Origin of the sequence: Streptomyces sp. NBC_00582 (assembly GCF_036345155.1) — a bacterium.
In the GTDB taxonomy this organism is placed as follows: Bacteria; Actinomycetota; Actinomycetes; order Streptomycetales; family Streptomycetaceae; genus Streptomyces.
In genome coordinates this window covers 4480074-4502047 of the sequence record NZ_CP107772.1, presented here as the reverse complement: position 1 = coordinate 4502047, position 21974 = coordinate 4480074, and the positions used below count along the sequence as shown (strand labels likewise).

At 72.0% G+C, this 21974-nt stretch carries 20 protein-coding genes and 2 pseudogenes; 12 read left to right on the top strand and 10 right to left on the bottom strand.

Annotated features, from left to right (window positions below; genetic code table 11):
* The first annotated feature begins 89 nt into the window (after window positions 1–89).
* The 3 genes from rplM (at window position 90) to glmM (ending at window position 2659) form a co-directional block, all read left to right on the top strand.
* Window positions 90–533, top strand: coding sequence for a 50S ribosomal protein L13 (gene rplM, locus OG852_RS19770; RefSeq protein ID WP_055632362.1), 444 nt, complete (start codon window positions 90–92; stop codon window positions 531–533).
* Window positions 534–580: 47 nt separating this feature from the next.
* Window positions 581–1093, top strand: coding sequence for a 30S ribosomal protein S9 (gene rpsI, locus OG852_RS19765; RefSeq protein ID WP_133914859.1), 513 nt, complete (start codon window positions 581–583; stop codon window positions 1091–1093).
* 207 nt (window positions 1094–1300) lie between these two features.
* A complete protein-coding gene (gene glmM, locus OG852_RS19760; RefSeq protein WP_133914860.1) occupies window positions 1301–2659 on the top strand; it encodes a phosphoglucosamine mutase in 1359 nt (452 codons plus the stop codon).
* Between the two features lie 110 nt (window positions 2660–2769).
* Here glmM and OG852_RS19755 read toward each other — a convergent pair.
* The 3 genes and pseudogenes from OG852_RS19755 to coaA form a co-directional block, all read right to left on the bottom strand.
* A pseudogene (locus OG852_RS19755) lies at window positions 2770–3689 on the bottom strand (DUF389 domain-containing protein).
* A gap of 44 nt (window positions 3690–3733) precedes the next feature.
* Window positions 3734–4408, bottom strand: coding sequence for a peptidoglycan DD-metalloendopeptidase family protein (locus OG852_RS19750; RefSeq protein WP_330348575.1), 675 nt, complete (start codon window positions 4406–4408; stop codon window positions 3734–3736).
* Between the two features lie 121 nt (window positions 4409–4529).
* The gene (coaA, locus tag OG852_RS19745; RefSeq protein ID WP_166663627.1) at window positions 4530–5498 is read right to left on the bottom strand and encodes a type I pantothenate kinase; all 969 of its coding nucleotides are present in this window, start codon (window positions 5496–5498) and stop codon (window positions 4530–4532) included.
* Window positions 5499–5678: 180 nt separating this feature from the next.
* Between coaA and glmS the strand changes: the two genes are divergently transcribed.
* Window positions 5679–7526 carry a glutamine--fructose-6-phosphate transaminase (isomerizing) gene (gene glmS, locus OG852_RS19740; RefSeq protein ID WP_330348574.1) on the top strand — a complete coding sequence of 616 codons (1848 nt, stop codon included), beginning with the start codon at window positions 5679–5681 and terminating at the stop codon, window positions 7524–7526.
* A gap of 17 nt (window positions 7527–7543) precedes the next feature.
* On the opposite strand, the gene OG852_RS19735 is transcribed toward glmS, so the two are convergent.
* Complete coding sequence (locus OG852_RS19735) at window positions 7544–8902, bottom strand: HEAT repeat domain-containing protein (protein ID WP_330348573.1); 1359 nt, start codon at window positions 8900–8902, stop codon at window positions 7544–7546.
* A gap of 219 nt (window positions 8903–9121) precedes the next feature.
* On the opposite strand from OG852_RS19735, the pseudogene OG852_RS19730 reads away from it, so the two are divergent.
* Window positions 9122–9274, top strand: a pseudogene (locus OG852_RS19730) (PH domain-containing protein); the annotation flags it as partial.
* A gap of 162 nt (window positions 9275–9436) precedes the next feature.
* Window positions 9437–9682, top strand: a complete 246-nt coding sequence (locus OG852_RS19725) for a hypothetical protein (protein WP_330348572.1) — start codon at window positions 9437–9439, stop codon at window positions 9680–9682.
* Here the strand turns inward: OG852_RS19725 and OG852_RS19720 are convergent.
* Complete coding sequence (locus OG852_RS19720) at window positions 9666–10502, bottom strand: helix-turn-helix domain-containing protein (RefSeq protein WP_133914867.1); 837 nt, start codon at window positions 10500–10502, stop codon at window positions 9666–9668. The two genes, OG852_RS19725 and OG852_RS19720, sit on opposite strands and share 17 nt — an antisense overlap.
* A 114-nt stretch (window positions 10503–10616) precedes the next feature.
* On the opposite strand from OG852_RS19720, the gene OG852_RS19715 reads away from it, so the two are divergent.
* Window positions 10617–11216 carry an NADPH-dependent FMN reductase gene (locus tag OG852_RS19715; protein WP_133914868.1) on the top strand — a complete coding sequence of 200 codons (600 nt, stop codon included), beginning with the start codon at window positions 10617–10619 and terminating at the stop codon, window positions 11214–11216.
* Between the two features lie 5 nt (window positions 11217–11221).
* On the opposite strand, the gene OG852_RS19710 is transcribed toward OG852_RS19715, so the two are convergent.
* Both OG852_RS19710 and OG852_RS19705 read right to left on the bottom strand, forming a co-directional pair.
* On the bottom strand, window positions 11222–12946 hold the full coding sequence (locus tag OG852_RS19710; RefSeq protein WP_330348571.1) for a M16 family metallopeptidase: 1725 nt from the start codon (window positions 12944–12946) through the stop codon (window positions 11222–11224).
* Between the two features lie 5 nt (window positions 12947–12951).
* Window positions 12952–13884 carry a hypothetical protein gene (locus OG852_RS19705; RefSeq protein ID WP_330348570.1) on the bottom strand — a complete coding sequence of 311 codons (933 nt, stop codon included), beginning with the start codon at window positions 13882–13884 and terminating at the stop codon, window positions 12952–12954.
* A gap of 117 nt (window positions 13885–14001) precedes the next feature.
* Here OG852_RS19705 and OG852_RS19700 point away from each other — a divergent pair, with 117 nt between their 5' ends.
* On the top strand, window positions 14002–14373 hold the full coding sequence (locus tag OG852_RS19700) for a holo-ACP synthase (RefSeq protein ID WP_133914871.1): 372 nt from the start codon (window positions 14002–14004) through the stop codon (window positions 14371–14373).
* Window positions 14374–14430: 57 nt separating this feature from the next.
* Here OG852_RS19700 and OG852_RS19695 read toward each other — a convergent pair whose 3' ends face one another.
* The 3 genes from OG852_RS19695 to OG852_RS19685 are packed head-to-tail and all read right to left on the bottom strand — an operon-like array spanning window position 14431 to window position 16887.
* The gene (locus OG852_RS19695) at window positions 14431–15222 is read right to left on the bottom strand and encodes an ABC transporter permease (RefSeq protein WP_133914872.1); all 792 of its coding nucleotides are present in this window, start codon (window positions 15220–15222) and stop codon (window positions 14431–14433) included.
* Window positions 15219–16175 (bottom strand): ATP-binding cassette domain-containing protein, encoded by a 957-nt coding sequence (locus OG852_RS19690; protein WP_330348569.1) that lies wholly within the window; start codon window positions 16173–16175, stop codon window positions 15219–15221. Before OG852_RS19690 ends, OG852_RS19695 begins: the two co-directional genes overlap by 4 nt.
* 46 nt (window positions 16176–16221) lie before the next feature.
* Entirely contained in the window at window positions 16222–16887 is a 666-nt protein-coding gene (locus OG852_RS19685) for a DUF4097 family beta strand repeat-containing protein (RefSeq protein ID WP_330348568.1), read from the bottom strand.
* A gap of 233 nt (window positions 16888–17120) precedes the next feature.
* Here OG852_RS19685 and OG852_RS19680 point away from each other — a divergent pair, with 233 nt between their 5' ends.
* The 4 genes from OG852_RS19680 to OG852_RS19665 all read left to right on the top strand — a co-directional run bounded on the left by OG852_RS19680 (window position 17121) and on the right by OG852_RS19665 (window position 21932).
* Complete coding sequence (locus OG852_RS19680) at window positions 17121–17849, top strand: helix-turn-helix domain-containing protein (RefSeq protein WP_133914875.1); 729 nt, start codon at window positions 17121–17123, stop codon at window positions 17847–17849.
* Window positions 17850–17861: 12 nt separating this feature from the next.
* Window positions 17862–19298, top strand: coding sequence for an NAD(P)H-hydrate dehydratase (locus OG852_RS19675; protein WP_330348567.1), 1437 nt, complete (start codon window positions 17862–17864; stop codon window positions 19296–19298).
* Between the two features lie 116 nt (window positions 19299–19414).
* Entirely contained in the window at window positions 19415–20581 is a 1167-nt protein-coding gene (gene alr, locus OG852_RS19670) for an alanine racemase (protein WP_330348566.1), read from the top strand.
* A 109-nt stretch (window positions 20582–20690) separates the two neighbouring features.
* Window positions 20691–21932, top strand: coding sequence for an alpha/beta fold hydrolase (locus OG852_RS19665; RefSeq protein WP_330348565.1), 1242 nt, complete (start codon window positions 20691–20693; stop codon window positions 21930–21932).
* Window positions 21933–21974: the final 42 nt, after the last annotated feature.

The following is a 21974-nucleotide window of genomic DNA, read 5'->3' as shown; positions in this document are numbered from 1 at the left end:
GTTTGCGTCACCGCAGTGCGGTCAGGGCTGTCGTGATCGTCTTCGGTGACCTTGTCAGGACCACTCACTCGAAGCGAAGGCTACGAACCGTGCGTACGTACAGCCCCAAGCCCGGCGATGTGACGCGCCAGTGGCACGTCATCGACGCTCAGGACGTTGTCCTGGGCCGTCTCGCCAGCACCGCCGCCTCCATCCTGCGCGGCAAGCACAAGCCGATCTACGCCCCTCACGTCGACACCGGTGACTTCGTCATCATCATCAACGCCGACAAGGTGCACCTGTCCGGCAACAAGCGGACCCAGAAGATGGCGTACCGCCACTCCGGCTACCCGGGTGGTCTGCGCTCCGTCCGCTACGACGAGCTGCTGGACAAGAACCCGGAGAAGGCCATCGAGAAGGCCGTCAAGGGCATGCTCCCGAAGAACACGCTGGGCCGTCAGATGCTCTCGAAGCTGAAGGTCTACAAGGGTGACCAGCACCCGCACGGCGCGCAGCAGCCGCAGCCGTTCGAGATCACCCAGGTCGCGCAGTAACACCGGCCGCCAGACCACACCAAGCCAAGAGAATCTGAGGAATCACCGTGGCCGAGACCACTGCCGAGCAGCCGCTCGAAGAGCTTGACATCGACAGCTACACCACCGAGTCCGAGGTTCCCGTCGAGGGCGAGTACACCTCGGAGTCCCTGGCGTCCCGCTTCGGCGACCCGCAGCCGGCCGCCGGCCTGGGCCGTCGCAAGAACGCCATCGCCCGCGTCCGGATCGTTCCGGGCTCCGGCAAGTGGAAGATCAACGGTCGCACCCTCGAGGACTACTTCCCGAACAAGGTGCACCAGCAGGAAGTCAACGAGCCGTTCAAGGTTCTCGAGCTCGAGGGCCGCTACGACGTCATCGCCCGCATCGCCGGTGGCGGTGTCTCCGGTCAGGCCGGTGCGCTCCGTCTCGGTGTCGCCCGTGCGCTGAACGAGGCCGACGTCGACAACAACCGCGGCCCGCTGAAGAAGGCCGGCTTCCTGACCCGTGACGACCGCGCGGTCGAGCGGAAGAAGGCCGGTCTGAAGAAGGCCCGCAAGGCTCCGCAGTACAGCAAGCGCTAATCGCTCGCTGCGGGCCTGTCCTTGGACAGGCCCTGGGCACCGAACGCCCCGGCGGCACGCCACAGTGTGCTGTCGGGGCGTTCGTTTTATCACTGCCAAAGGCGTATAACGGCACAAGATGCTCAGATACTCAAAATCTTGTGTGACCGGATGCCGCTGTCCGGTGTAATCGCCCCTTCGGTAATGGACGCTTCCTCAGGAGGACAAGTGGGACGACTCTTCGGCACGGACGGCGTGCGCGGTGTCGCCAACGCGGATCTGACGGCCGAGATGGCGCTCGGTCTGTCCGTCGCGGCGGCTCATGTGCTGGCCGAGGCGGGCACCTTCGAGGGTCACCGGCCGGTGGCTGTCGTGGGACGCGACCCGCGTGCGTCCGGGGAGTTCCTGGAAGCCGCCGTGGTGGCGGGTCTCGCGAGCGCCGGCGTGGACGTGCTGAAGGTCGGCGTGCTGCCGACGCCCGCCGTCGCCTACCTCACCGGTGTACTGGGCGCCGACCTCGGCGTGATGCTCTCCGCCAGCCACAACGCCATGCCCGACAACGGCGTCAAGTTCTTCGCGCGCGGCGGCCACAAGCTCGCCGACGATCTGGAGGACAAGATCGAGGCCGTGTACGAGTCCCACACGCACGGTGAGCCGTGGGAGCGGCCCACCGGCGCGGGCGTCGGACGCGTACGGTCCTACGACGAGGGCTTCGACCGGTACGTCGCGCACCTCATCGCCGTCCTTCCGAACCGGCTCGACGGGCTGAAGATCGTCCTCGACGAGGCGCACGGCGCGGCGGCGCGGGTGTCGCCGGAGGCGTTCACCCGGGCCGGGGCGGAGATCGTGACGATCGGGGCCGAGCCGGACGGGCTCAACATCAACGACGGGTGCGGTTCGACGCACCTCGACAAGCTGAAGGCCGCGGTCGTCGAGCACGGGGCCGACTTCGGCATCGCGCACGACGGGGACGCGGACCGGTGCCTCGCCGTGGACCACACGGGTGACGACGTCGACGGCGACCAGATCCTCTCCGTCCTCGCGCTCGCCATGCGGGAGCGGGGTGTCCTGCGGTCGGACACCGTCGTCGCGACGGTCATGTCGAACCTCGGGTTCAAGCTGGCGATGGAGCGGGCGGGGATCGAGCTCGTCCAGGCGGCGGTCGGCGACCGGTACGTCCTGGAGGAGATGAAGGAGCACGGGTACGCGCTCGGCGGCGAGCAGTCCGGGCACGTGATCATCCTGGACCACGCGACGACCGGTGACGGCACGCTGACCGGGCTGATGCTGGCGGCGCGTGTCGCGCAGAGCGGGAAGTCGTTGCGGGAGCTGGCCTCCGTGATGGAGCGGCTGCCGCAGGTGCTGATCAATGTGCCGGACGTGGACCGGTCCCGGGTCGGGGACTCGGCCGAGCTGTCGACGGCCGTCGCCGAGGCGGAGCGGGAGCTGGGGGCGACCGGGCGGGTGCTGCTGCGGCCGTCGGGTACGGAGCCGCTGGTGCGGGTGATGGTCGAGGCGGCGGATATCGAGCAGGCTCGGTCGGTTGCCGGGCGGCTGGCGGATGTGGTGAAGTCCGCGCTCGGCTGACCGCCGGGCCGGGTTCGGGGTGGGGGTGCTGTGCGGTGCGGGCTGCGGGTTCGTCGTGGCCGGTCGCGCCCGCGCGGCGGAGCCGCACGTAAGCACAGCCCCGCGCCCCTTCAGGTCCGTTTCGACCAGGCCCATTTCTGGAGCAGCAGGGTGGCGGTTCCCGCCAGGATGATGCCCAGCAGGTTCAGGAGCAGTTGCTCCGAGGAGCGCAGGGTCTGGTTGGCGTCGCCGTAGATCAGGGCCACGGCCGCGTTGGCCGCCGCAGGGACCGTGGTCACCGAGATGGCGACGCCGACCAGGGCACCCGACTTCGCGGAGGTGAGGGAGAGGGTGCCGGCGGCTCCGGCCAGGACGGCCACGACGAAGGAAAACCAGTCCGGGGCGTAGATGAAGCCCGTGTTCGGACGGGCGGCCTCCAGTTGCTGCTCGGTGAACAGGCCCACGGCGTCCATGAAGAGGCTGAAGGCCGCCGTGCACGCCATCGCCGCGGCGAACCCCACAGCAGGGCGACGAGGGAACGTACCGCCAGCCGGGGCGCCCGCTGCACGATCGCCGTGCAGACGCCGGCGAGCGGGCCGAACTCCGGGCCCACGGCCATGGCGCCGACGATCAGGATCGCGTTGTCGAGGACCACACCGCAGGCGGCGATCATCGTGGCCAGGATGATGAAGGCGAGGTAGGTGACGGAGAGGGTCGACTCCTCGTGGGTGGCCTCGGTGAGGTGCTCCCACAGGACGGCGTCCGCTCCCTCGCCCGGGGCCTCCGCCTCGGCCTTGTCGGCCCGCAGGGACAGGGACAGGTCGATGTCCTCGACGGCGATCGAGCCGGTCCTGTCGAGGCCCAACTCCTGTAGCCGGGTGAGGAGTTCGTCGCCGGCCTCACGGGCGACGTCACAGGTGACGACGTCCCCGGCGGGGTTGCGGGCGGCACCCTCCATCACCACCAGGTGGGTGGCGCCGACGGTCCGCTCGATCAGGCGGATCACGTCGTCGGTCTTCTCCGACGGGGTGATCAGACGCAGATGCAGCATGGGGGCAGGCTAACGGGGACGCCGTGCGCCCCTGCTCCGGGCTCCTACCAACTGGGCTTGGCGACATTGCCGTAGGACCAGCTGGAGCCCTTCGACATCTCGAAGTGCAGGTGGGGTCCGGTGACGTTGCCCGTGGTGCCCACCTCGCCGAGCTGCTGGCCCGCGGTGACCTTCTGTCCGGTGCGCACCTGCCGCTGCGAGAGGTGGCAGTAGGTGTAGATGTGGCCGTTGTCGGCGCGCAGCCCGATCCACTGGCCGTAGGCGCCGCCCGCCTTGTTGGACCAGGCGATGGAGCCGCCGCGCACGGCGACGACCGGGGTGCCGGTGTCGGCGGCGAAGTCCTGGCCGGTGTGCCGGCCGACGCCGTCCGGTTTCCACTGGTAGGGGCCGCGGGCGTAGAAGCCGAACGTCACCCGGTGACCGGGCACCGGTGACGGGATGTGCGGCTTCTTCGCGGGGCGTCCGGCGTCGGCGCAGTCGACGGCGAAGCCGGCGTGGTGGCCGAGGGTGGTCAGGGAGGCGCAGCCGGGGTTGCCGTCGGCGTCCGCTCCCTTGAAGCCCTGGGCGAGTTGTTCGGCGCGGTAGGCGGCCTTGGTCTGGGGGCCGAAGGTGCCGGTGGCGCCGTCGGGGATCTTGCGGCCCCGGGCGATCAGGGCCTTCTGTACGGTGCGTACGTCGGCGTTGGTCCTGCCGAACCGGACGTTGGACAGTGTGACCACGGTGACTCGCCTCCTCAGCTCACGGACTGTCAGGGGTGAGGGGCTGCCGGGGAGTCGCTGTCCATTTTATGACCGGCCGGGGACGGCTGCCACCTGACGGAGACCGCTGCCACCGGACGGGTCAGAGCTTGCGCAGGCTCAGGCGCTGGACCTTGTGGTCGGTGCCCTTGCGGACGACGAGGGTGGCACGGCCACGGGTGGGCGCGATGTTCTCCACCAGGTTGGGCTTGTTGATGGTCCGCCAGAGACCTCGGGCGTAGTCCAGGGCCTCCTCCTCGGAGACCTGGGTGTACTTCCTGAAGTAGGAGTCCGGGTTCTGGAAGGCGGTCCGGCGCAGCTTCTTGAAGCGGCTCAGGTACCAGCGCTCGATGTCCTCGGCGCTCGCGTCGACGTACACGCTGAAGTCGAAGTAGTCGGCGAGACCGACGCGGGTGCGGCCGTCCTTGCCGGGGAGGGCGGGCTGGAGCACGTTGAGGCCCTCGACGATGAGGATGTCGGGGCGGCGGACGGTCAGGCGCCGGTCGGGGACGATGTCGTAGATCAGGTGGGAGTAGACGGGGGCGGTGACCTCGTCCTTGCCGGCCTTGATGTCGGCGACGAAACGGGTCAGGGCGCGGCGGTCGTAGGACTCGGGGAAGCCCTTGCGCGACATCAGGCCGCGGGCCTCCAGCTCCCGGGTGGGCAGCAGGAAGCCGTCGGTGGTCACCAGCTCCACCCGCGGGTGCTCGGGCCAGCGGGACAGCAGCGCCTGGAGCAGTCGGGCGACGGTGGACTTGCCGACCGCCACGGAGCCCGCGACGCCTATGACGAACGGGGTGCCGGACTGGGAGCCCTGCTCGCCGAGGAAGGTGTTCAGGGCGCCGCGCAGCCCGTCGGTGGCGCCGATGTACAGATTCAGCAGCCGGGACAGCGGCAGATAGATGTCCCGCACCTCGTCGAGGTCGATGACATCGCCGAGGCCACGCAGCTTCTCGACCTCCTCGGCGGTCAGCGGCAGCGGCGTCTTGTCGCGCAGCGCGCTCCACTCGCGGCGGGTGAGATCGACGTAGGGAGTCGCCTCCGGCCTGTGCCGGTGGGCGCTCCGGGGCATCGCGGAGACCGGTGAGATCACAGTCCATTGTTAACGGAGTTTGAACGGGATGGCGGGTGGGGTCCGTCACGCCCCTCACCCCTGGGCGATGGCCGCAGCGGTCGGTACAGCCGGTGGAATATCCGGAATCGGGCACGCGGAGGCGTGTTCGGAGGGGTCCTCGCGCCTAGGCTGCCGCGCATGTGCGGAATCGTGGGATACGTGGGGTCTCAGTCGGCGCTCGAGGTCGTCATGGCCGGGCTGAAGCGGCTGGAGTACCGGGGATACGACTCGGCCGGGGTGGCGGTGCTCGCCGACGGGGGGCTGGCGGCCGCGAAGAAGGCCGGGAAGCTCCTGAACCTGGAGAAGGAGCTCGGGGCGCGCCCGCTGCCGACCGGTACGACCGGCATCGGCCACACCCGGTGGGCCACCCATGGCGGGCCCACCGACGCCAACGCCCATCCTCATCTCGACAACGCCGGCCGCGTCGCCGTCGTGCACAACGGGATCATCGAGAACTTCGCCTGTCTGCGGGCCGAGCTGGCCGAGCGCGGGCACGAGCTGGCGTCCGAGACGGACACGGAGGTGGTCGCCCATCTCCTCGCCGAGGAGTTCTCCGTCACCGCCGACCTCGCCGAGGCCATGCGGCTCGTGTGCCGCCGTCTGGCGGGGGCGTTCACCCTCGTGGCCGTGCACGCCGACGAGCCGGACGTCGTCGTCGGGGCGCGCCGCAACTCGCCGCTGGTCGTCGGCGTCGGCGAGGGCGAGGCCTTCCTCGCCTCCGATGTCGCCGCCTTCATCGCCCACACCCGGTCGGCGATCGAACTCGGCCAGGACCAGGTGGTCGAACTGCGCCGGGACGGTGTCACCGTGACCGGCTTCGACGGCCGGCCGGCCGACGTCCGCTCCTACCACGTCGACTGGGACGCCTCCGCCGCCGAGAAGGGCGGCTACGACTACTTCATGCTCAAGGAGATCGCCGAGCAGCCCAAGGCCGTCGCCGACACCCTCCTCGGCCGGATCGACGCGAGCGGCTCGCTGACCCTCGACGAGGTCCGCATCGGCGCCTCGGAGCTGCGGGAGGTCGACAAGGTCGTCATCGTGGCCTGCGGTACGGCCTTCCACGCGGGCCTCATCGCCAAGTACGCCATCGAGCACTGGACCCGTATCCCGTGCGAGGTCGAGCTCGCGAGCGAGTTCCGGTACCGGGATCCCATCCTCGGCCCGCGCTCCCTCGTCATCGCCATCTCCCAGTCCGGCGAGACCATGGACACCCTCATGGCCCTGCGGCACGCCCGTGAGCAGGGCTCCAAGGTGCTCGCCATCTGCAACACCAACGGCTCGACGATTCCGAGGGAGTCGGATGCGGTGCTGTACACCCACGCCGGTCCCGAGGTCGCCGTCGCGTCGACGAAGGCGTTCCTGACGCAGCTCGTCGCCTGTTACCTGGTGGCGCTCTATCTGGGCCAGGTCCGCGGCACGAAATGGGCCGACGAGATCCGCGCGGTCATCCGCGACCTCGCGCAGATCTCCGGCCAGGTCGAGCGGGTCCTGGAGACCATGGAGCCGGTACGGGCCCTCGCCCGCTCCCTCGCCGACAAGCGGACCGTGCTGTTCCTCGGGCGGCACGTCGGCTATCCGGTCGCCCTGGAGGGAGCCCTGAAGCTGAAGGAACTCGCCTATATGCACGCCGAGGGCTTCGCCGCCGGTGAGCTGAAGCACGGGCCCATCGCCCTCATCGAGGAGGACCTGCCGGTGGTCGTGGTCGTCCCCTCGCCGCGTGGCCGGTCCGTCCTCCACGACAAGATCGTCTCCAACATCCAGGAGATCCGGGCGAGGGGTGCGCGGACCATCGTCATCGCGGAGGAGGGGGACGAGGCGGTCGTCCCGTACGCCGACCATCTCGTACGGATCCCGGTGACGCCGACGCTGTTGCAGCCGCTGGTGGCGACGGTGCCGTTGCAGGTCTTCGCGTGCGAGCTGGCGACGGCCCGGGGCAACGAGGTGGACCAGCCGCGCAACCTGGCGAAGTCGGTGACGGTCGAGTAGGGCGGTCGGGAACGGCGTCAGTCCGGGTCGGGCCGGTGGCGCCACCGGTAGTTCCAGTGGGCGGAGAGTCGGTGGTCGTGTTCGAAGCCGGGGCCGAACGGGCCCGCGCGGTCGTAGGCCTCGTCGGTGCGCGGGTCGTCGCGGAGGGCGAGGCCGTAGGCGGCCTCCAGACGCAGCAGCCGGTTCTCCTCGTCCAGCAGGGCGAAGAGCGCCTCCGTGACGGCGGCCGTCCGGTCGTGGGAGTTCGCGAGGGACTCGGCGGCGCAGCCCCGGACGCCGGGGTCGGGGTCCCGGACCAGGGTGAGGAGGGTCTCGCGGGTCACCGGAGTGAGCTCGCGAGGGGTGGCGAAGGTCCGGGCGATCACGGCCCGGACGCCTGGATCGGGATCGCGCGCCAGGGTGAGCAGGGCGGCGTCGGCGGCCTCGGTCCGTGGGGTCCCGTACCGGCTCAGGCAGTACGGGACCTCCTGGCGCACCCGGGGGTCGGGGTGGTCGGCGTAGCGGAGTCCGAGGGCCTCCTGGGCGGGGTGGTCGTCGTGTGTGGAGACGTCCAGGACCTTGGCCAGCACGTGGCCGTCCGGCTCGTCGAGCGCCCAGTCCGCGAGGAAGTCGGGGTCCCGCCCGGTGTCCGGGCGGCCGAAGTGGTCCGTCAGGAATTTGCGGTGCCACAGGACACTGGCGAGGAACCGGCGGTGGACGGGGTCGGGGTGGTGGCGCAGGGCCGCCAGCTCGGACCAGGCCTGCGGGCTGCGGCGGTGGGCGAGGAAATAGCTCGCGTTGGACCAGTTGACGTGCGTCTCGTCCGGGTACGGGACGGCGCGTGCCACCAGCTCCGCCACCGGTGGCAGGATGCCGAACTTCCACTCCAGGGTGGTGAGGACGGCGCGGTGGCCGGTCCGGACGGTGAGCCCGCCGAGGGAGACCTCCTCGATGTCCGTGTGCTCGTCGTCCGCGCCGGGGCGTCGGGTGGCCTGGCCCGGGGCGCCGGTGCGGCGGCGGAGTTCCCGGGCCTCGCCCGTCTCGACCCAGTGCCGGGCGAGGTCGAGGAGCCGGGTGCGGTCGGCCTCGGCGAGCCGCAGCCGGGGGTCCTTGCCGAGGGTGGCGTCGACCAGCGCCGGGGAGCCGAGGTCGACGGCCCTCAGCAAGGGGGTGGTGCCGTCCGGGAGTTCGGCGTCGGGGTCGGCGCCGGCCTCCGTCAGGGCTTCGGCGGTCCGGTGGTCGAAGGCGGCGACGGCGGCGCAGAGCAGCGGCAGGCCGTCGGGGCCCCGGGTGGCCGGGTCGGCGCCGTCCTCCAGACAGGCGCGTACCGCGTCGGCGTCGTGGGCGGTCACGGCCGCCACGAGCCGGTCGTTCGGGTCGTTCCCCGGTCCTGTCATCGTCCCCCCCCCGGATGAGCCGTCGGACAGCACGGTATCCGGGGACGGCGGTGTAGCCTCTCCCGCCGGGGATCAGGGGGGAGTGCTGATGGGTGAGGGCATCGAGCGGGAGTACCGCAGACGGCGGGCCGTGCCGACGGTGTACCTCGGTCTGGGGGCCGTGGTGGTGGTCGTCGGTGTGAACGCGCTGCGGGTGCTGACCCTCGGCGGACCGCTCGGCTGGGACCAGCTGACCGTGGCGATCTGGCTCGGCGTCGGCTGCCGGGTGGCGCGCTGGAGCACTGGCGGGCGCGGACCTGGGTCACCGGCGAGGGCATCACCGTACGGGGGCCGCTGCGGACACGTGCCCGCGCCTGGTCCGAGGTCTACGGCATCCGGGTCGACGGCGGCGGGCGGGGCAGCCCGCGTTGGCCCGCGTACCTGTACGACACCGCCGGGCGCCGGATCCGTCTCTTCCAGCTCGACGAGCAGCAGCTGGACGACCCGATCGGCGAGGTCGCCGACCTGTGCGGCACCGCCGTACGGCTCGGCCTGATGTCCGCCGCGGCACGGCCCGAGCTGGAGGAGCTCATCCGGCGCGGGGCACGGCGGCGTACGGCGCTGCGGTGGGCGGTCGTCGCCTGCCTGGTCGTCGCGGTCGCCGCGTTCGTCGTCTTCACCTGGCTGCTCTTCACCGACCGGCCCACTCACACGGTGTGGCTGCTCCTGGTCCTGCCGGTGCTCTGTTTCCCCGTCTTCTTTCTTCTCCTGTACCGCTTCGGGGTCACGAGACGGCTCTGAGCCCGCTCCCGGAGCGGTCGTCGAGCCGTTGGAGCGCCTGTGCCGTGTCCTCGTCGGCCGGGAGGAAGACCCTCAGCTGCTGGGCGTCCGAGGAGATCTCCAGCGTTTCGCGCCGGAGGCGGAGTTCGGGGCCCGAGGGGTGGTTCAGACGGAGCGTTCCACGGGGCGGGACCCGGTGGTGGTGCAGGCGGCGGGTGAGCTCCGGGCCCGCCGACGGGGCCAGTTCCGTGGCGAACCACTCCGCGTTCTCCACGGACGGGCCGAGCCACAGATCGAAGGCCTGCTCGTCGGCCACGGCGTCCCAGTCGGCGAAGAACGCCCGGGCGCGGGGGTCCGTGAAGACATAGCGGGTGAGGTTCGGGGCGTCGCCGTCGAGCAGGCCCGTCCCCTCGGCCAGTGTCTCGAAGCCGCCGGTGCGGGCGAGGAGGTCGCCCAGGCGGTTGGTCACCACCGCGATGCCCGGTTCGAGGAGACGCAGGGTGTCCAGGACCGGGGCGCGGACCTCGCGGGGCGGGGGCGCCGGGCGGGTGTGGGAGGGGCAGGCTCCGCCGGTGATCTTCGCCAGGTAGCGCAGGTGCTCGCGTTCGGAGGGGGCGAGGCTCAGGCCGTCGGCGAGCGCGTTCACCACGGCCGGGGAGGGGTTGCGGTCACGGCCCTGCTCGAGCCGGGTCAGATACTCGACGCTGATGCCGGCCCGGGCGGCCAGGTCCGAGCGCCGCAGTCCCGGAGAACGGCGGCGGCCGTGGTCCGGCAGCCCCAGCGACTCCGGCTGGACGCTGTCGCGTTTGGCCCGTACGAAGTCCCCCAGTGGTGTCCCCATGCCGTCGAGCCTACGGCGCCCTCCCGCCGGTCGGGGAGGGCTCAGCCTGGCCCTGCGGGGGCCAGCCTCGGCGCGGTCTGGCTGCCGTACGGGGCGCGGCCGATCGTGGTGGACATGGAGAACGAGAAGAAGCACAAGCTGGTCGTCGTCGTCGGGAGCGTCCGGGAAGGGCGGTTCGGGCCGGTCGTGGGGGCGTGGGTGGCGGAACAGGCCCGGACGCACGGTGGGTTCGAGGTCGACGTCGTCGATCTGGCCGACGTCGAGATCCCGTTGGAGCTGCCCGCCGCGTCGCCCAGGTTCGCCGGCGACGACTATCCCCGTCCGGCCGGGATGGCCGCCCTGACCTCGGCGCTGGAGGGCGCCGACGCGTTCGTCGTGGTCACACCGGAGTACAACCACAGCTATCCCGCGTCCCTGAAGGCCGCCATCGACTGGCACTTCACCCAGTGGACGGCCAAGCCCGTCGCCTTCGTCAGCTACGGCGGCGCGGCGGGCGGCCGGCACGCCGTGCTGCACCTGGAGAACGTGCTGACCGAACTGCACGCGGTGACCATCCGCGACGGTCTCGCCTTCCCGAACTACTTCACCGCCTGGGAGGACGGCCGGCCCCTCGACACCGGGGCCGCCGGGTACGCGAAGACGCTCCTCGACCAGTTGGCCTGGTGGGCCTTCGCACTCCGCTCGGCGCGGGAGGCCGTCCCGTACCCGGCGTGACCGGCTCAGGCCCGTCTGCGGCGGCGGGCCCGGTGCACGGCCCAGGTCACCGCCGCCAGGGGCAGCCAGAGGATCCAGATGCCGACCACCACGTCCCACTCCGGGTCCGCGGCGGTCACCTCCTCGACGGTGACGATGACGCTCAGCAGACCCCAGACGACCATCGGCAGGCCGACCGCGCACAGGGCCAGGGTCCAGCCCCAGTGGGCCGTGCCGGTGCCGGCCGGGCGGGCGGAGGCCTGCCGCTTGCGGGGTTGCGGGATGTGGTCGGGCTCGCGGGCCGGCAGCGGGACCACCGCGGTGGGCGGTACCGCCGCGTCCAGGGCCGCTGTGCGCTCCGCCGTGACGCCCTTGTACAGGGTGGGTTCCACCGTCACCGCGAAGCCGTCGTGGCCGGTGAGGGTGCGGGCGCCGTCGGGGCGGGTGGTCATGGCGGCCGTCGCGTCGTAGCGGACGGTCACCGGGCCGCGCGGGGTGAGGAGGCTGACGCCCTCCGCGCCGATGACCAGGGTGACCTTCTCGTCCTCCAGGGACGCGTGGCGGGTGCCGGTCACGGTGTCCTGGGAGTACTGCGGGGCCAGGGTGAGGCCCGCCCAGTCGACGCCCCGGCCGGGGACCTGGAGGAGGGCGTCGGCCCAGACCTCCCGGGCCACCTCGCGCAGGTCGGCCACGGTGACCTCGTTCAGCTCGGCCCGGTGCTGTTCGGGGGCGAGGATGCGATGGCCGAGCAGCAGGCTCAGCGCGTACGAGGGGAGGGACGCGGCGCCGAGGTCCGGGACGTCGTACACCTTGAGCATCTTGGCGCGCACGGAGTCCAGTTCGGACTGCTCGATCCGGCCGGCGCGCAGCCGTGCGAGGGTGTCGACGAAGCCGCCGACCACCGCGTCCTGCTTCTGCGGGAGCGCGTCGGCGTACGCGGTGACGGTGGCGTACTCGGCGTCGCGCGGGCTGTAGTCGGCCTCCGCCGAGTAGGAGTAGCCGCCCTCCTGACGCAGGTCCTGGTAGAGGGCCCGGCCGAGGACCTCCGCGAAGACGGTGGCGGCCGTGGAGCGGCGGACGATCGAGGTGAGGACGACATGGCCGTCGTCGCCGTGGATGTAGGCGGGGGTGACGGGCAGGGCGCTGGTGGCGGCGGGGGCCGGGAGGCGGGTGCCGTGGGGGAGGGTGAGGTCGAGGCCGTCCGGGACGTGCTCGCCGGTGATCCACAGCACCGCGTTGTCGCGGGTGAAGCGGGTCTCGGCCCAGTGGCGCACCTGGTCCGCGGTCAGGCCCCAGGTGCCGAGCTCGTTGTAGCTGGTCAGGCCGTAGCTCCGGGCCCCGTACCGCCACAGCGGCATCTGGTGGTTCGGCCCGGTGCCGCGGCCGGCGGCCTCCGTGCGCAGGATCTCCTTCTCGGTCTCCAGCCGGTCCATCGGCAGGTCGCGCAGCGCCGCGCACACGCTGTTGAGGTACCGGACCACCTCCTCCTCGCCGCCGGTGACGTGGAAGAGGGTGTACGTGTTCGCCGTCGCGCCGTTGTAGTGCAGGTCGGACAGGCCGAGGCGGTGCAGCGCGAGATGCTCGACGAGATGGGTGATCCCGGCCGTGGCCAGGGTCTCGTCGGCGCGGCCCACCTGGAAGAACAGGCCCGCGGTGATCTCGTTCGAGGAGGACGGGGCGTACAGGGTGGGGATGCCGTCGGTCGTCGTACGGGAGACCAGGCCGTCGAGCGGGTGCGGTTCGGTCGTCATCGGTGTCAGGCCCCCAGCGCGGACTTGCGGTACTTCAGGAAGGTGGCCTTCATGTCGCTCGTGTAGTACCAGGGCGACTCGGTGGCGCGGTCGCCGATGAAGACGAAGTGCGGTGCCGCGTCCTCGAAGTGACCGCCGAGACCGAAGGCGAACGCGAACGCGTTGTGCGCGCCGAGCGTGTTCCAGTCGGGGCGGTGGTCGGGGTGCAGGACGGAGATGTGCGCGGCGTTGCGGAGGTCGTCGCGGACCGGGACGCCCCGCAGATAGGCGGTGCGCTCGGGGCCCTCCAGGTCGAGGCCGTGCTCGATGTGGGCGAGCGCGACCAGCGCGCCGGAGTTCGAGCCGTCGGGGGAGGCGGACGCGCACTCCCGGGCGAAGGCGTGCGTCGCCTCCCAGGAGCCGCTCCATTTCGGGCACACCTGCTGCAGGAGCTGGACCTGGGCGCGGTAGTGGTGCGGGTGGTGCGCGGAGAGGCGGTCGTAGCGGCGCCGGGCCTCCGTCTGGCCCAACTGCAGTCCTCGCGCGGTCATCAGACGGGCCGTCCAGGCCGGTGCGTACGACGGCTGTTCGGCGCAGACCTCGATGAGGATCTGTTCGGCCTTGCGCAGCCAGGCGTGGAACCGGTCGAACTGGTCGCGGGAGACGTGCTGGGCGCGCAGGCTGCTGCGGATGTCCCAGCCGATGTAGACGTACCGCTCGGCGAGCGCGGCGCGGGGCAGCGGGTCGCCGGGGTGGTCGGCGGCCGCCTGCTCCAGCAGGGACTCGACGCCGTCGATGCCGGCGAGGACCGCGACGGCGGAGGAGACCTTGTCGACCGAGTCCAGACCGGAGAAGAAGGCCCTCACGGCGTTCCAGTCGTTCGCCCGGGCCGCCGTACGCAGGGGGATCAGCTCCGGCGTGTTGTCGAACGCGTCGAAGGTCGGCCCGTTCGAGGTCATGGGTCTGCCGTCAGTACCGCTCATCTCTCCGCCCCCTGGTGGTGATCAAGTCGCCGCAGGCTAGCAGCAGGCTCCGACAACGGGGAGACGGTGGTGGGCCGCCTTAGAGTGCTCGGCATGAGCATCATCGGGGTCGGTATCGACGTGGCCGAGATCGAACGCTTCGCGGCGTCGCTGGAGCGGACTCCCGCGCTCGCGCAACGGCTCTTCGTCGACGGCGAGTTGCTGCTGCCGAGCGGGGAGCGGCGGGGGATCGCCTCGCTGGCGGCGCGGTTCGCGGCGAAGGAGGCGCTCGCCAAGGCGCTGGGGGCGCCGCCGGGGCTGCTGTGGACGGACGTGGAGGTGTTCGTGGAGGCGAGCGGGCAGCCTCGGCTGCGGGTGCGGGGGAGTGTGGCGGCCCGGGCGGCGGAGCTGGGGGTGCGGGGCTGGCATGTGTCGTTGAGCCATGACGCGGGGGTGGCCTCGGCGGTGGTGATCGCGGAGGGGTAGCGCGACGGACCGCCATGGCGGTCCTTCACCATGGCGGTCGTTTCGGGCGTCATGCGCTCACTTCGGGTCGGCGTTGAACTTCGCGGTCGACCAGAAGTAGCCGAGCACCGTGAGGCCCACGCACCAGGCGACGGCGATCCACCCGTTGTGGCCGATGTGCGTGCCGAGGAGCAGGCCGCGCAGGGTCTCGATGGCCGGGGTGAACGGCTGGTACTCGGCGACCGGCTGGAACCAGCCCGGCATCGAGTCGAGCGGTACGAAGGCGCTGGACAGCAGCGGCAGCAGGATCAGCGGCATCGCGTTGTTGCTGGCCGCCTCGGCGTTCGGGGCGACCAGGCCCATGCCGACCGCGATCCAGGTGAGCGCCAGGGCGAACAGGACGACCAGGCCGAACGCGGCCAGCCATTCCAGGACGCCGGCGTCGGTGGAACGGAAGCCGATGGCCACACCGACGGCGCCCACGAGGACCACGCTCAGGACGGACTGGATGACACTGCCGACGACATGTCCGACGAGCACCGAAGGGCGGTGGATCGCCATCGTGCGGAAGCGGGCGATGATGCCCTCGCTCATGTCGTTGGCGACGGAGACCGCGGTGCCGATCGTGGTGGAGCCGATGGTCATCAGCAGCAGGCCGGGGACGATGTAGGCGATGTAGGCCGAGCGGCCCGCCGTGCCGTCCCCGAGGCCGGAGCTCATCGCGTCGCCGAAGATATAGACGAAGAGCAGCAGCAGCATGATCGGCGTGAGCAGCAGGTTCAGGGTGAGGGACGGGTAGCGCCGGGCGTGCAGGAGGTTGCGGCGCAGCATGGTGGCGGAGTCGCGTGCGGCGAGGGCGAGGGTGCTCATCGGGCGTTCTCCTTGGGCTGGGCGGGGAGGGTGGCCGGGCCGGTGAGGGCGAAGAAGACGTCGTCGAGGTCGGGGGTGTGGAGGGTGAGTTCGTCGGCTTCGATGCCGGCCGCGTCGAGCCGGTCGAGGAGGGTGCGCAGGGCGCGATGGCTGCCGTCGCTGGGGATCTGGAGGGCGAGGGCGTCGTCGTCGCGGGTGACCTCGTCGAGTGCGGCGGTGGCGTCGCGGTACGCGGTGGGGTCGGTGAAGCGGAGGCGGACGTGTCCGCCGGGGATGAGTCGCTTGAGTTCCTCGGCGGTGCCTTCGGCGGCGATCCTCCCGTCGTTCAGGACCGCGATGCGGTCGGCGAGTTGGTCGGCTTCCTCCAGGTACTGGGTGGTGAGGAGGACGGTGACGCCGTCGGTGACGAGGTCGCGGATGATCTGCCACATGGTGTGGCGGGAGCGGGGGTCGAGTCCGGTGGTCGGCTCGTCGAGGAAGATGATCCGGGGGCTGCCGACGAGGGTCATGGCGATGTCGAGGCGGCGTCTCATGCCGCCGGAGTAGGTGGAGGCGGGTTTCTTCGCCGCTTCCTCCAGGTCGAAGCGTTGCAGCAGTTCGGCGGTGATCCGGCGTCCCTCTGTCCTGGGCAGGTGGTGGAGGTCGGCCATGAGGAGCATGTTCTCCTCGCCGGTGATGAGGCCGTCGACGGCGGAGAACTGCCCGGTGACGCCGATCGCGGCGCGTACGGCCTGCGGGTCGGCGGCGAGGTCGTGGCCGCCGACGTGGACCGTGCCGGCGTCGGCGGAGACGAGCGTGGAGAGGATCTTCACGGCGGTGGTCTTGCCGGCGCCGTTCGGCCCGAGCAGGGCGAAGATCGTTCCCTGTGGGACGGCGAGGTCGACGCCGTCGAGGACGGTCTTGTCGCCGTAGGACTTGCGCAGTCCGGTCGCGGCGATGGCCAGGTCGGTCATGAGAAGTGCCCCCTGGGTGTGTCGGCTGTGCGTGTCGGCTGTGGATTCAGAGGCTGCGGGCGGTGATGTCGCCGTGGGCGGTGGTGGCGCGGATGTCGAGTGCGGTGGTGCCGTCGTTCTTGAGGGCGTTGCTGACGCGGCCGTGGGAGGTGCCGGCGTCCAGGGCGGCGGAGGCGCCGGCGGCGGCGGTGACCGAGATGTCGCCGGAGTCGGTGGTGAGTACGACGGTGCCGCGTACGGCCTCGGCGATCCGGATGTCGCCCCGGGTGGTGCCGATCTGCGCGGGGCCGCCGAGCCGGCCGACCTCGACGTCGCCGTCGATCGCGGTGAGGCGGACGCTCGCGGCCTCGTCGATCTTGATCCGCTGGTACGCGCCGTCGAAGACGAGGTCGCCGAGGCGTCCGACGCAACGGAGTTCGGCGCTTCCGGCCTTGCCCTCGACGTGGGAGCCGGCGGGGAGCTGGACGGTCACCTCGACGGAACCGGAGGGGCCGAAGAGCTGGTTCTTCGCCGGGGCGGCCGCGATCCGCAGGACGCCGTCGCCGTAGGCGACCCGGATCTGCTCCGCCGCCTTCACGTCACGGCTCCTGGAGGCGTCCGCGGGCCGGACCTCGACGGTGGTGTCCGCGCGGTCGGCGGCGATGAACTGGATGCGTCCGGCGGGGAGGTCGACGACGGCGGAGACGGGGGCGGGGGTGTCGAACTTCTGCATGGTGGGCTCCTTGGGTCCGGCTTGCGCCGCGTTGTTTCTGACAATGGAAAAGCTACGTTGCGTTCATGGAGCTGGCAACAAGCTTGTTGCATGGAAGTGTTGTTTGTGCAGATGAAAGCCTGTAAATCGTTGCAATGGGATGGGGGATAATGCAATGCTTGGCCTCTGTTCGTTGCAATGAAGTGCCCGTGAACGCTATGTTGGGGGTGTCACGCACCACGAAGGAGGCCGCGATGCCGGGAGGCAGGCTCACCCAGCAGGAACGCCAGCAGATCGCGCTGGGACTGGCCGACGGTCTCGCCTACGCCGAGATCGCCAGACGGCTCGACCGTCCGACATCGACCGTCACCCGCGAGGTGATGCGCAACGGCGGTCCCACCGCCTACCGCGCCGACCTCGCCCACCGCGCCACCGAACACCGCACCCACCGGCGTCGGCCGACCGCGCCCCGGGGAGGGGCGGAGTCCCCGCAGCCCCACGGCCGCGACGCCGAGGCCGTACGCGCGTACCAGGAGACGCTGACCACCGTCTTCATGGCCTCGGGCATGCCCAAGATGACGGCCAGGGTGATGGCCTGTCTCACCATCAGCGACACGGGCAGCCTCACCGCGTCCGAACTCGTCCAGCGTCTTCAGGTCAGCCCGGCGTCCGTGTCCAAGGCCATCGCGTTCCTCGAAAGCCAGGACCACGTACGCCGGGAACGCGACGAACGACGCCGTGAGCGCTACGTCGTCGACGACGAGATCATGTACGAGGCGATGGTGGCCAGCGCCCGCTCCACCGCCCAGGTCGCCGAGACCGCACGGCAGGGCGTCGGCATCCTCGGCGCAGGCACCCCGGCCGCCGTCCGCCTCGAGAACATGGGCCGCTTCCTCGACTTCGTCTCCGAGAGCATCGCCCGCGCGGCGGACCAGGCCCGTGCCGTCCTCCACACCAAGCCCGACACGACGCCGGACCGCTGACAGACTTGCGGCATGCGTACTGCCTTCTTCGTGGACACGGTCCGAAGCGCCGAGCGGGAGCTGATGGGGCGGTTGCCCGAAGGGGCGCTGATGCAGCGGGCCGCCGCCGGGCTCGCCGTCGCCTGCGCGCAGTCGCTGGGCCGGGTCTACGGGCGGCGGGTCGTGCTGCTGGTGGGAAGCGGGGACAACGGGGGCGACGCCCTCTACGCGGGGGCCCGGCTCGCCCGGCGCGGGGCCGGGGTGAGCGCGGTGCTGCTCGCGCCCGAACGGGTGCACGGCGGGGGGCTTGCCGCGTTGCGGCGGGCCGGGGGCCGCGTGGTGGGGGTCGGCGATGCCGAGCAGGCCGTGCGGCGGGCCGACCTCGTGGTGGACGGGATCGTCGGGATCGGGGGCAAGGGCGGGCTGCGGCCGGAGGCGGCCGGGATCGTCGCGGCCGTCGAGCGGTCCGGGGCCGTCGTCGTCGCCGTCGACCTGCCCAGCGGGGTGGAGGCGGACAGCGGGGAGGTGCGGGGGGCTGCCGTACGGGCCGATGTGACGGTCACGTTCGGGACGCACAAGCCGGGGCTGCTGATCGATCCCGCGCGGGAGTACGCCGGGGTGGTGCGGTTCGTCGACATCGGGCTGGGCGACGTCCTGCCGGACGAGCCCGGGCTGGAGGCGCTGCAGCACGCCGATGTGGCCGCGCTGCTGCCGGAACCCGGGGGCGAGAGCGACAAGTACCGGCGCGGGGTGGTGGGCATCGCCGCCGGGTCCGCGCGGTATCCGGGGGCCGCCGTGCTGGCCGTCGCGGGGGCGCTGCGCGGCGGGGCGGGTGCCGTGCGGTACGTCGGGCCGGCCGGTACCGTCGTCCTCGCCCGTTTCCCGGAGACGCTGGTGTCGGACCGGGGGCCGCAGAAGGCGGGCCGGGTGCAGGCGTGGGTGGTGGGGCCGGGGGCCGGCGAGGACGCCGGAACCGTGGCGGAGGTGCTGGGGACCGAGGTGCCGGTGCTGCTGGACGCGGACGGGCTGCGGCTCGCGGACCGGGAGGCGGTACGGGGGCGGAGCGCGCCCACGCTGATGACGCCCCATGCCGGGGAGGCCGCCGCTCTGCTCGGGGTGTCCCGGGAGCGGGTCGAGGGGGCGCGGCTGGCCGCCGTACGGGAACTCGCGGAGCTGTACTCGGCGACCGTGCTGCTGAAGGGGTCGACGACCCTGGTCGCCGACGCGGGCGGCGGGCCGGTGCGGGTGAACGCGACCGGCACGCCGTGGCTGGCCACCGCCGGGAGCGGGGACGTCCTGTCGGGGCTCGCGGGGTCACTGCTCGCGGCCGGACTGGACGCGGTGGACGCGGGCAGCGCGGCGGCGTATCTGCACGGGCTGGCGGGGCGCCTCGCGGCGCGGGGCGCGCCGGTGGGGGCGCACGACGTGGCCGACGCGATCCCGGCGGCCTGGCGGGACGTACGGGACTGAAGGGCCCGCCCCTGGCCTTTCCGGCCTTTCCCGGGCTTCCTCCAGTGGGGGGAGCCCGAGGGGCATCCGGCCCGGCACTCCAGCGGTCCTGGGGCCCTCTGAGACACTGGGCGGCGATGAGTGAGAACGCCAAGCTGCCCGCCGCCCCGTCGCGTGCCCGTGCCGAGATCGACCTGGACGCGCTGCGGGCCAATGTGCGCACCCTGCGCGCCAAGGCGCCGGGGGCCGCGTTCATGGCGGTCGTGAAGGCCGACGGGTACGGGCACGGGGCCCTGGCCTGCGCGCGGGCGGCCGTGGAGGCGGGCGCCGGATGGGTGGGCACCGCCACGCCCGAGGAGGCCCTCGCGCTGCGGGGCTCGGGCGAGCTGCCCGCGGACGTCCGGATCATGTGCTGGCTGTGGACGCCCGGAGGGCCCTGGCGGGAGGCGATCGAGGCCGATCTCGACGTGTCGGTGAGCGGGTTGTGGGCCCTCGAAGAGGTCGTGCTCGCCGCGCACGCCGTACGGAGGCCCGCTCGTGTACAGCTCAAGGCCGACACCGGGCTCGGGCGCAACGGGTGCCAGCCCGGCGAGGACTGGGAGCGGCTCGTCGCCGCCGCGCTGGAGGCCGAGGAGGGCGGACTGCTGCGGATCACCGGGCTGTGGTCGCACTTCGCGTGCGCCGACGAACCCGGGCACCCCTCCGTCGCCGCTCAGCTCGGTCTCTTCCGGGAGATGGTCGCGTACGCCGAGGCACGCGGAATCCGGCCCGAGGTGCGGCACATCGCCAACTCGCCCGCCACCCTCACCCTCCCCGAGAGCCACTTCGACCTCGTCCGGCCCGGGGTGGCCATGTACGGCCTCTCGCCCAGCCCGCAGCTCGGCTCCGCCGCCGACCTGGGGCTGCGCCCGGTGATGACGCTGGCCGCCTCGCTGGCGCTGGTGAAGTCGGTGCCCGGCGGACACGGTGTCAGTTACGGCCACCACTATGTGACCCCGGGTGAGACCACCCTGGGGCTCGTCCCCCTGGGGTACGCCGACGGGATCCCGCGCCATGCCTCCGGGACCGGGCCCGTGCTCGTGGCGGGCAAGTGGCGTACCGTCGCCGGGCGGATCGCGATGGACCAGTTCGTCGTCGACCTCGGTGGGGACGAACCGGCGGCCGGGGCGGAGGCGGTGCTGTTCGGGCCCGGGGACCGCGGGGAACCGACGGCCGAGGACTGGGCCCAGGCGGCCGGAACCATCGGGTACGAGATCGTCACCCGCATCGGAGCACGGGTTCCCCGCGTCTATGTGAACGAGTGACGAACCGGGTAACCCGCGGGTAGGACACTTCTTCGGAAACTTCTTCGGTAACTTCCCCGACCGCCGTGACACCGGCTGCGGGGCACCTTGTGGACAAGAGGAGCGGTACGTGAGCGAGAGCAGTGCGGAGGCAGTGGCGGACGCCGCCTCGGCGGCCGTCGCCGTCGCCTCCGCCACGGGGGCGGCGGGGGGCTGGCGCCGGGCGACCGGGATCGCCGGCGCCGCGATAGGCGTGATCGCCGCGGGCGCCGCCGCCGGGGTGGCCATCGAGCGGATGACCGTGGGGCGCGGGATGCGGGCCAAGGCCCGGCTCGCGCTGGACTCGGCGGGACCGTACGGGGCGCTGCGCGGCAACCCCGGCAAGGCCGTCGCCGACGACGGCACCGAGCTGTACTACGAGGTCGACGACGTGGAGCCGCAGGGCGGGCCCGCCGGGCGCCGGCGCCGGCTGTTCGGACGGAAGGCGCCCCTTCCCGTCACCGTCGTCTTCAGCCACGGCTACTGCCTCACCCAGGACTCCTGGCACTTCCAGCGGGCCGCGCTGCGGGGCGTCGTGCGGACCGTGCACTGGGACCAGCGCAGCCACGGGCGGTCGGCGCGCGGGGCGGCCCAGCTCCGGGACGACGTACCGCTCACCATCGACCAGCTCGGCCGCGATCTGAAGGCCGTGATCGACGCGGCAGCGCCCGAGGGGCCCGTCGTGCTCGTCGGGCACTCCATGGGCGGGATGACCGTGATGGCGCTCGCCGCGCAGTACCCGGAGTTCGTGCGGGAGCGGGTGGTCGCCACCGCCTTCGTGGGGACCTCCTCCGGGCGGCTCGGCGAGGTCAACTTCGGGCTGCCGGTCGCGGGCGTCAACGCCGTACGGCGGGTGCTGCCGGGGGTGCTCAAGGCGCTCGGGCAGCAGGCCGCGCTGGTGGAGAAGGGGCGGCGGGCCACCGCCGATCTCTTCGCCGGGATCATCAAGCGGTACTCGTTCGCCTCGAAGGACGTCGATCCGGCCGTCGCCCGCTTCGCCGAGCGGATGATCGAGGGGACGCCGATCGACGTCGTCGCCGAGTTCTATCCGGCCTTCACCGAGCACGACAAGACCGAGGCGCTCGCGCTGTTCACCGACATGCCGGTGCTCGTGCTGGCGGGCATCGGAGATCTGGTCACACCGAGTGAGCACAGCGAGGCGATCGCCGACATCTTGCCGGGCGCCGAGTTGGTGTTGGTGCCGGACGCCGGGCACCTGGTCATGCTGGAGCACCCGGAAGTCGTCACCGACCGCCTCGCTGATCTGCTCGCCCGCGCGGGGGCGGTGCCCGCCACGGCTACCGTGGGGGGCTGTGACTCCGCCTCCTCCTGACGGAGGTGGCTTCCAGCCTTCGGCTGCGGTCCAGCCCGAACC

Bases quoted from the DNA above. Each gene is read 5' to 3' on its own strand.
- OG852_RS19725 (WP_330348572.1), top strand. From the start codon at position 9,437: ATGTCCGCCGCGGCACGGCCCGAGCTGGAGGAGCTCATCCGGCGCGGG.
- OG852_RS19715 (WP_133914868.1), top strand. From the start codon at position 10,617: ATGGAGAACGAGAAGAAGCACAAGCTGGTCGTCGTCGTCGGGAGCGTC.
- OG852_RS19675 (WP_330348567.1), top strand. From the start codon at position 17,862: ATGCGTACTGCCTTCTTCGTGGACACGGTCCGAAGCGCCGAGCGGGAG.
- OG852_RS19700 (WP_133914871.1), top strand. From the start codon at position 14,002: ATGAGCATCATCGGGGTCGGTATCGACGTGGCCGAGATCGAACGCTTC.
- OG852_RS19710 (WP_330348571.1), bottom strand. From the start codon at position 12,946: ATGACGACCGAACCGCACCCGCTCGACGGCCTGGTCTCCCGTACGACG.
- OG852_RS19680 (WP_133914875.1), top strand. From the start codon at position 17,121: ATGCCGGGAGGCAGGCTCACCCAGCAGGAACGCCAGCAGATCGCGCTG.
- alr (WP_330348566.1), top strand. From the start codon at position 19,415: ATGAGTGAGAACGCCAAGCTGCCCGCCGCCCCGTCGCGTGCCCGTGCC.
- OG852_RS19705 (WP_330348570.1), bottom strand. From the start codon at position 13,884: ATGACCTCGAACGGGCCGACCTTCGACGCGTTCGACAACACGCCGGAG.
- coaA (WP_166663627.1), bottom strand. From the start codon at position 5,498: ATGCCCCGGAGCGCCCACCGGCACAGGCCGGAGGCGACTCCCTACGTC.
- OG852_RS19685 (WP_330348568.1), bottom strand. From the start codon at position 16,887: ATGCAGAAGTTCGACACCCCCGCCCCCGTCTCCGCCGTCGTCGACCTC.
- OG852_RS19690 (WP_330348569.1), bottom strand. From the start codon at position 16,175: ATGACCGACCTGGCCATCGCCGCGACCGGACTGCGCAAGTCCTACGGC.
- OG852_RS19735 (WP_330348573.1), bottom strand. From the start codon at position 8,902: ATGACAGGACCGGGGAACGACCCGAACGACCGGCTCGTGGCGGCCGTG.
- OG852_RS19720 (WP_133914867.1), bottom strand. From the start codon at position 10,502: ATGGGGACACCACTGGGGGACTTCGTACGGGCCAAACGCGACAGCGTC.
- OG852_RS19695 (WP_133914872.1), bottom strand. From the start codon at position 15,222: ATGAGCACCCTCGCCCTCGCCGCACGCGACTCCGCCACCATGCTGCGC.
- glmS (WP_330348574.1), top strand. From the start codon at position 5,679: ATGTGCGGAATCGTGGGATACGTGGGGTCTCAGTCGGCGCTCGAGGTC.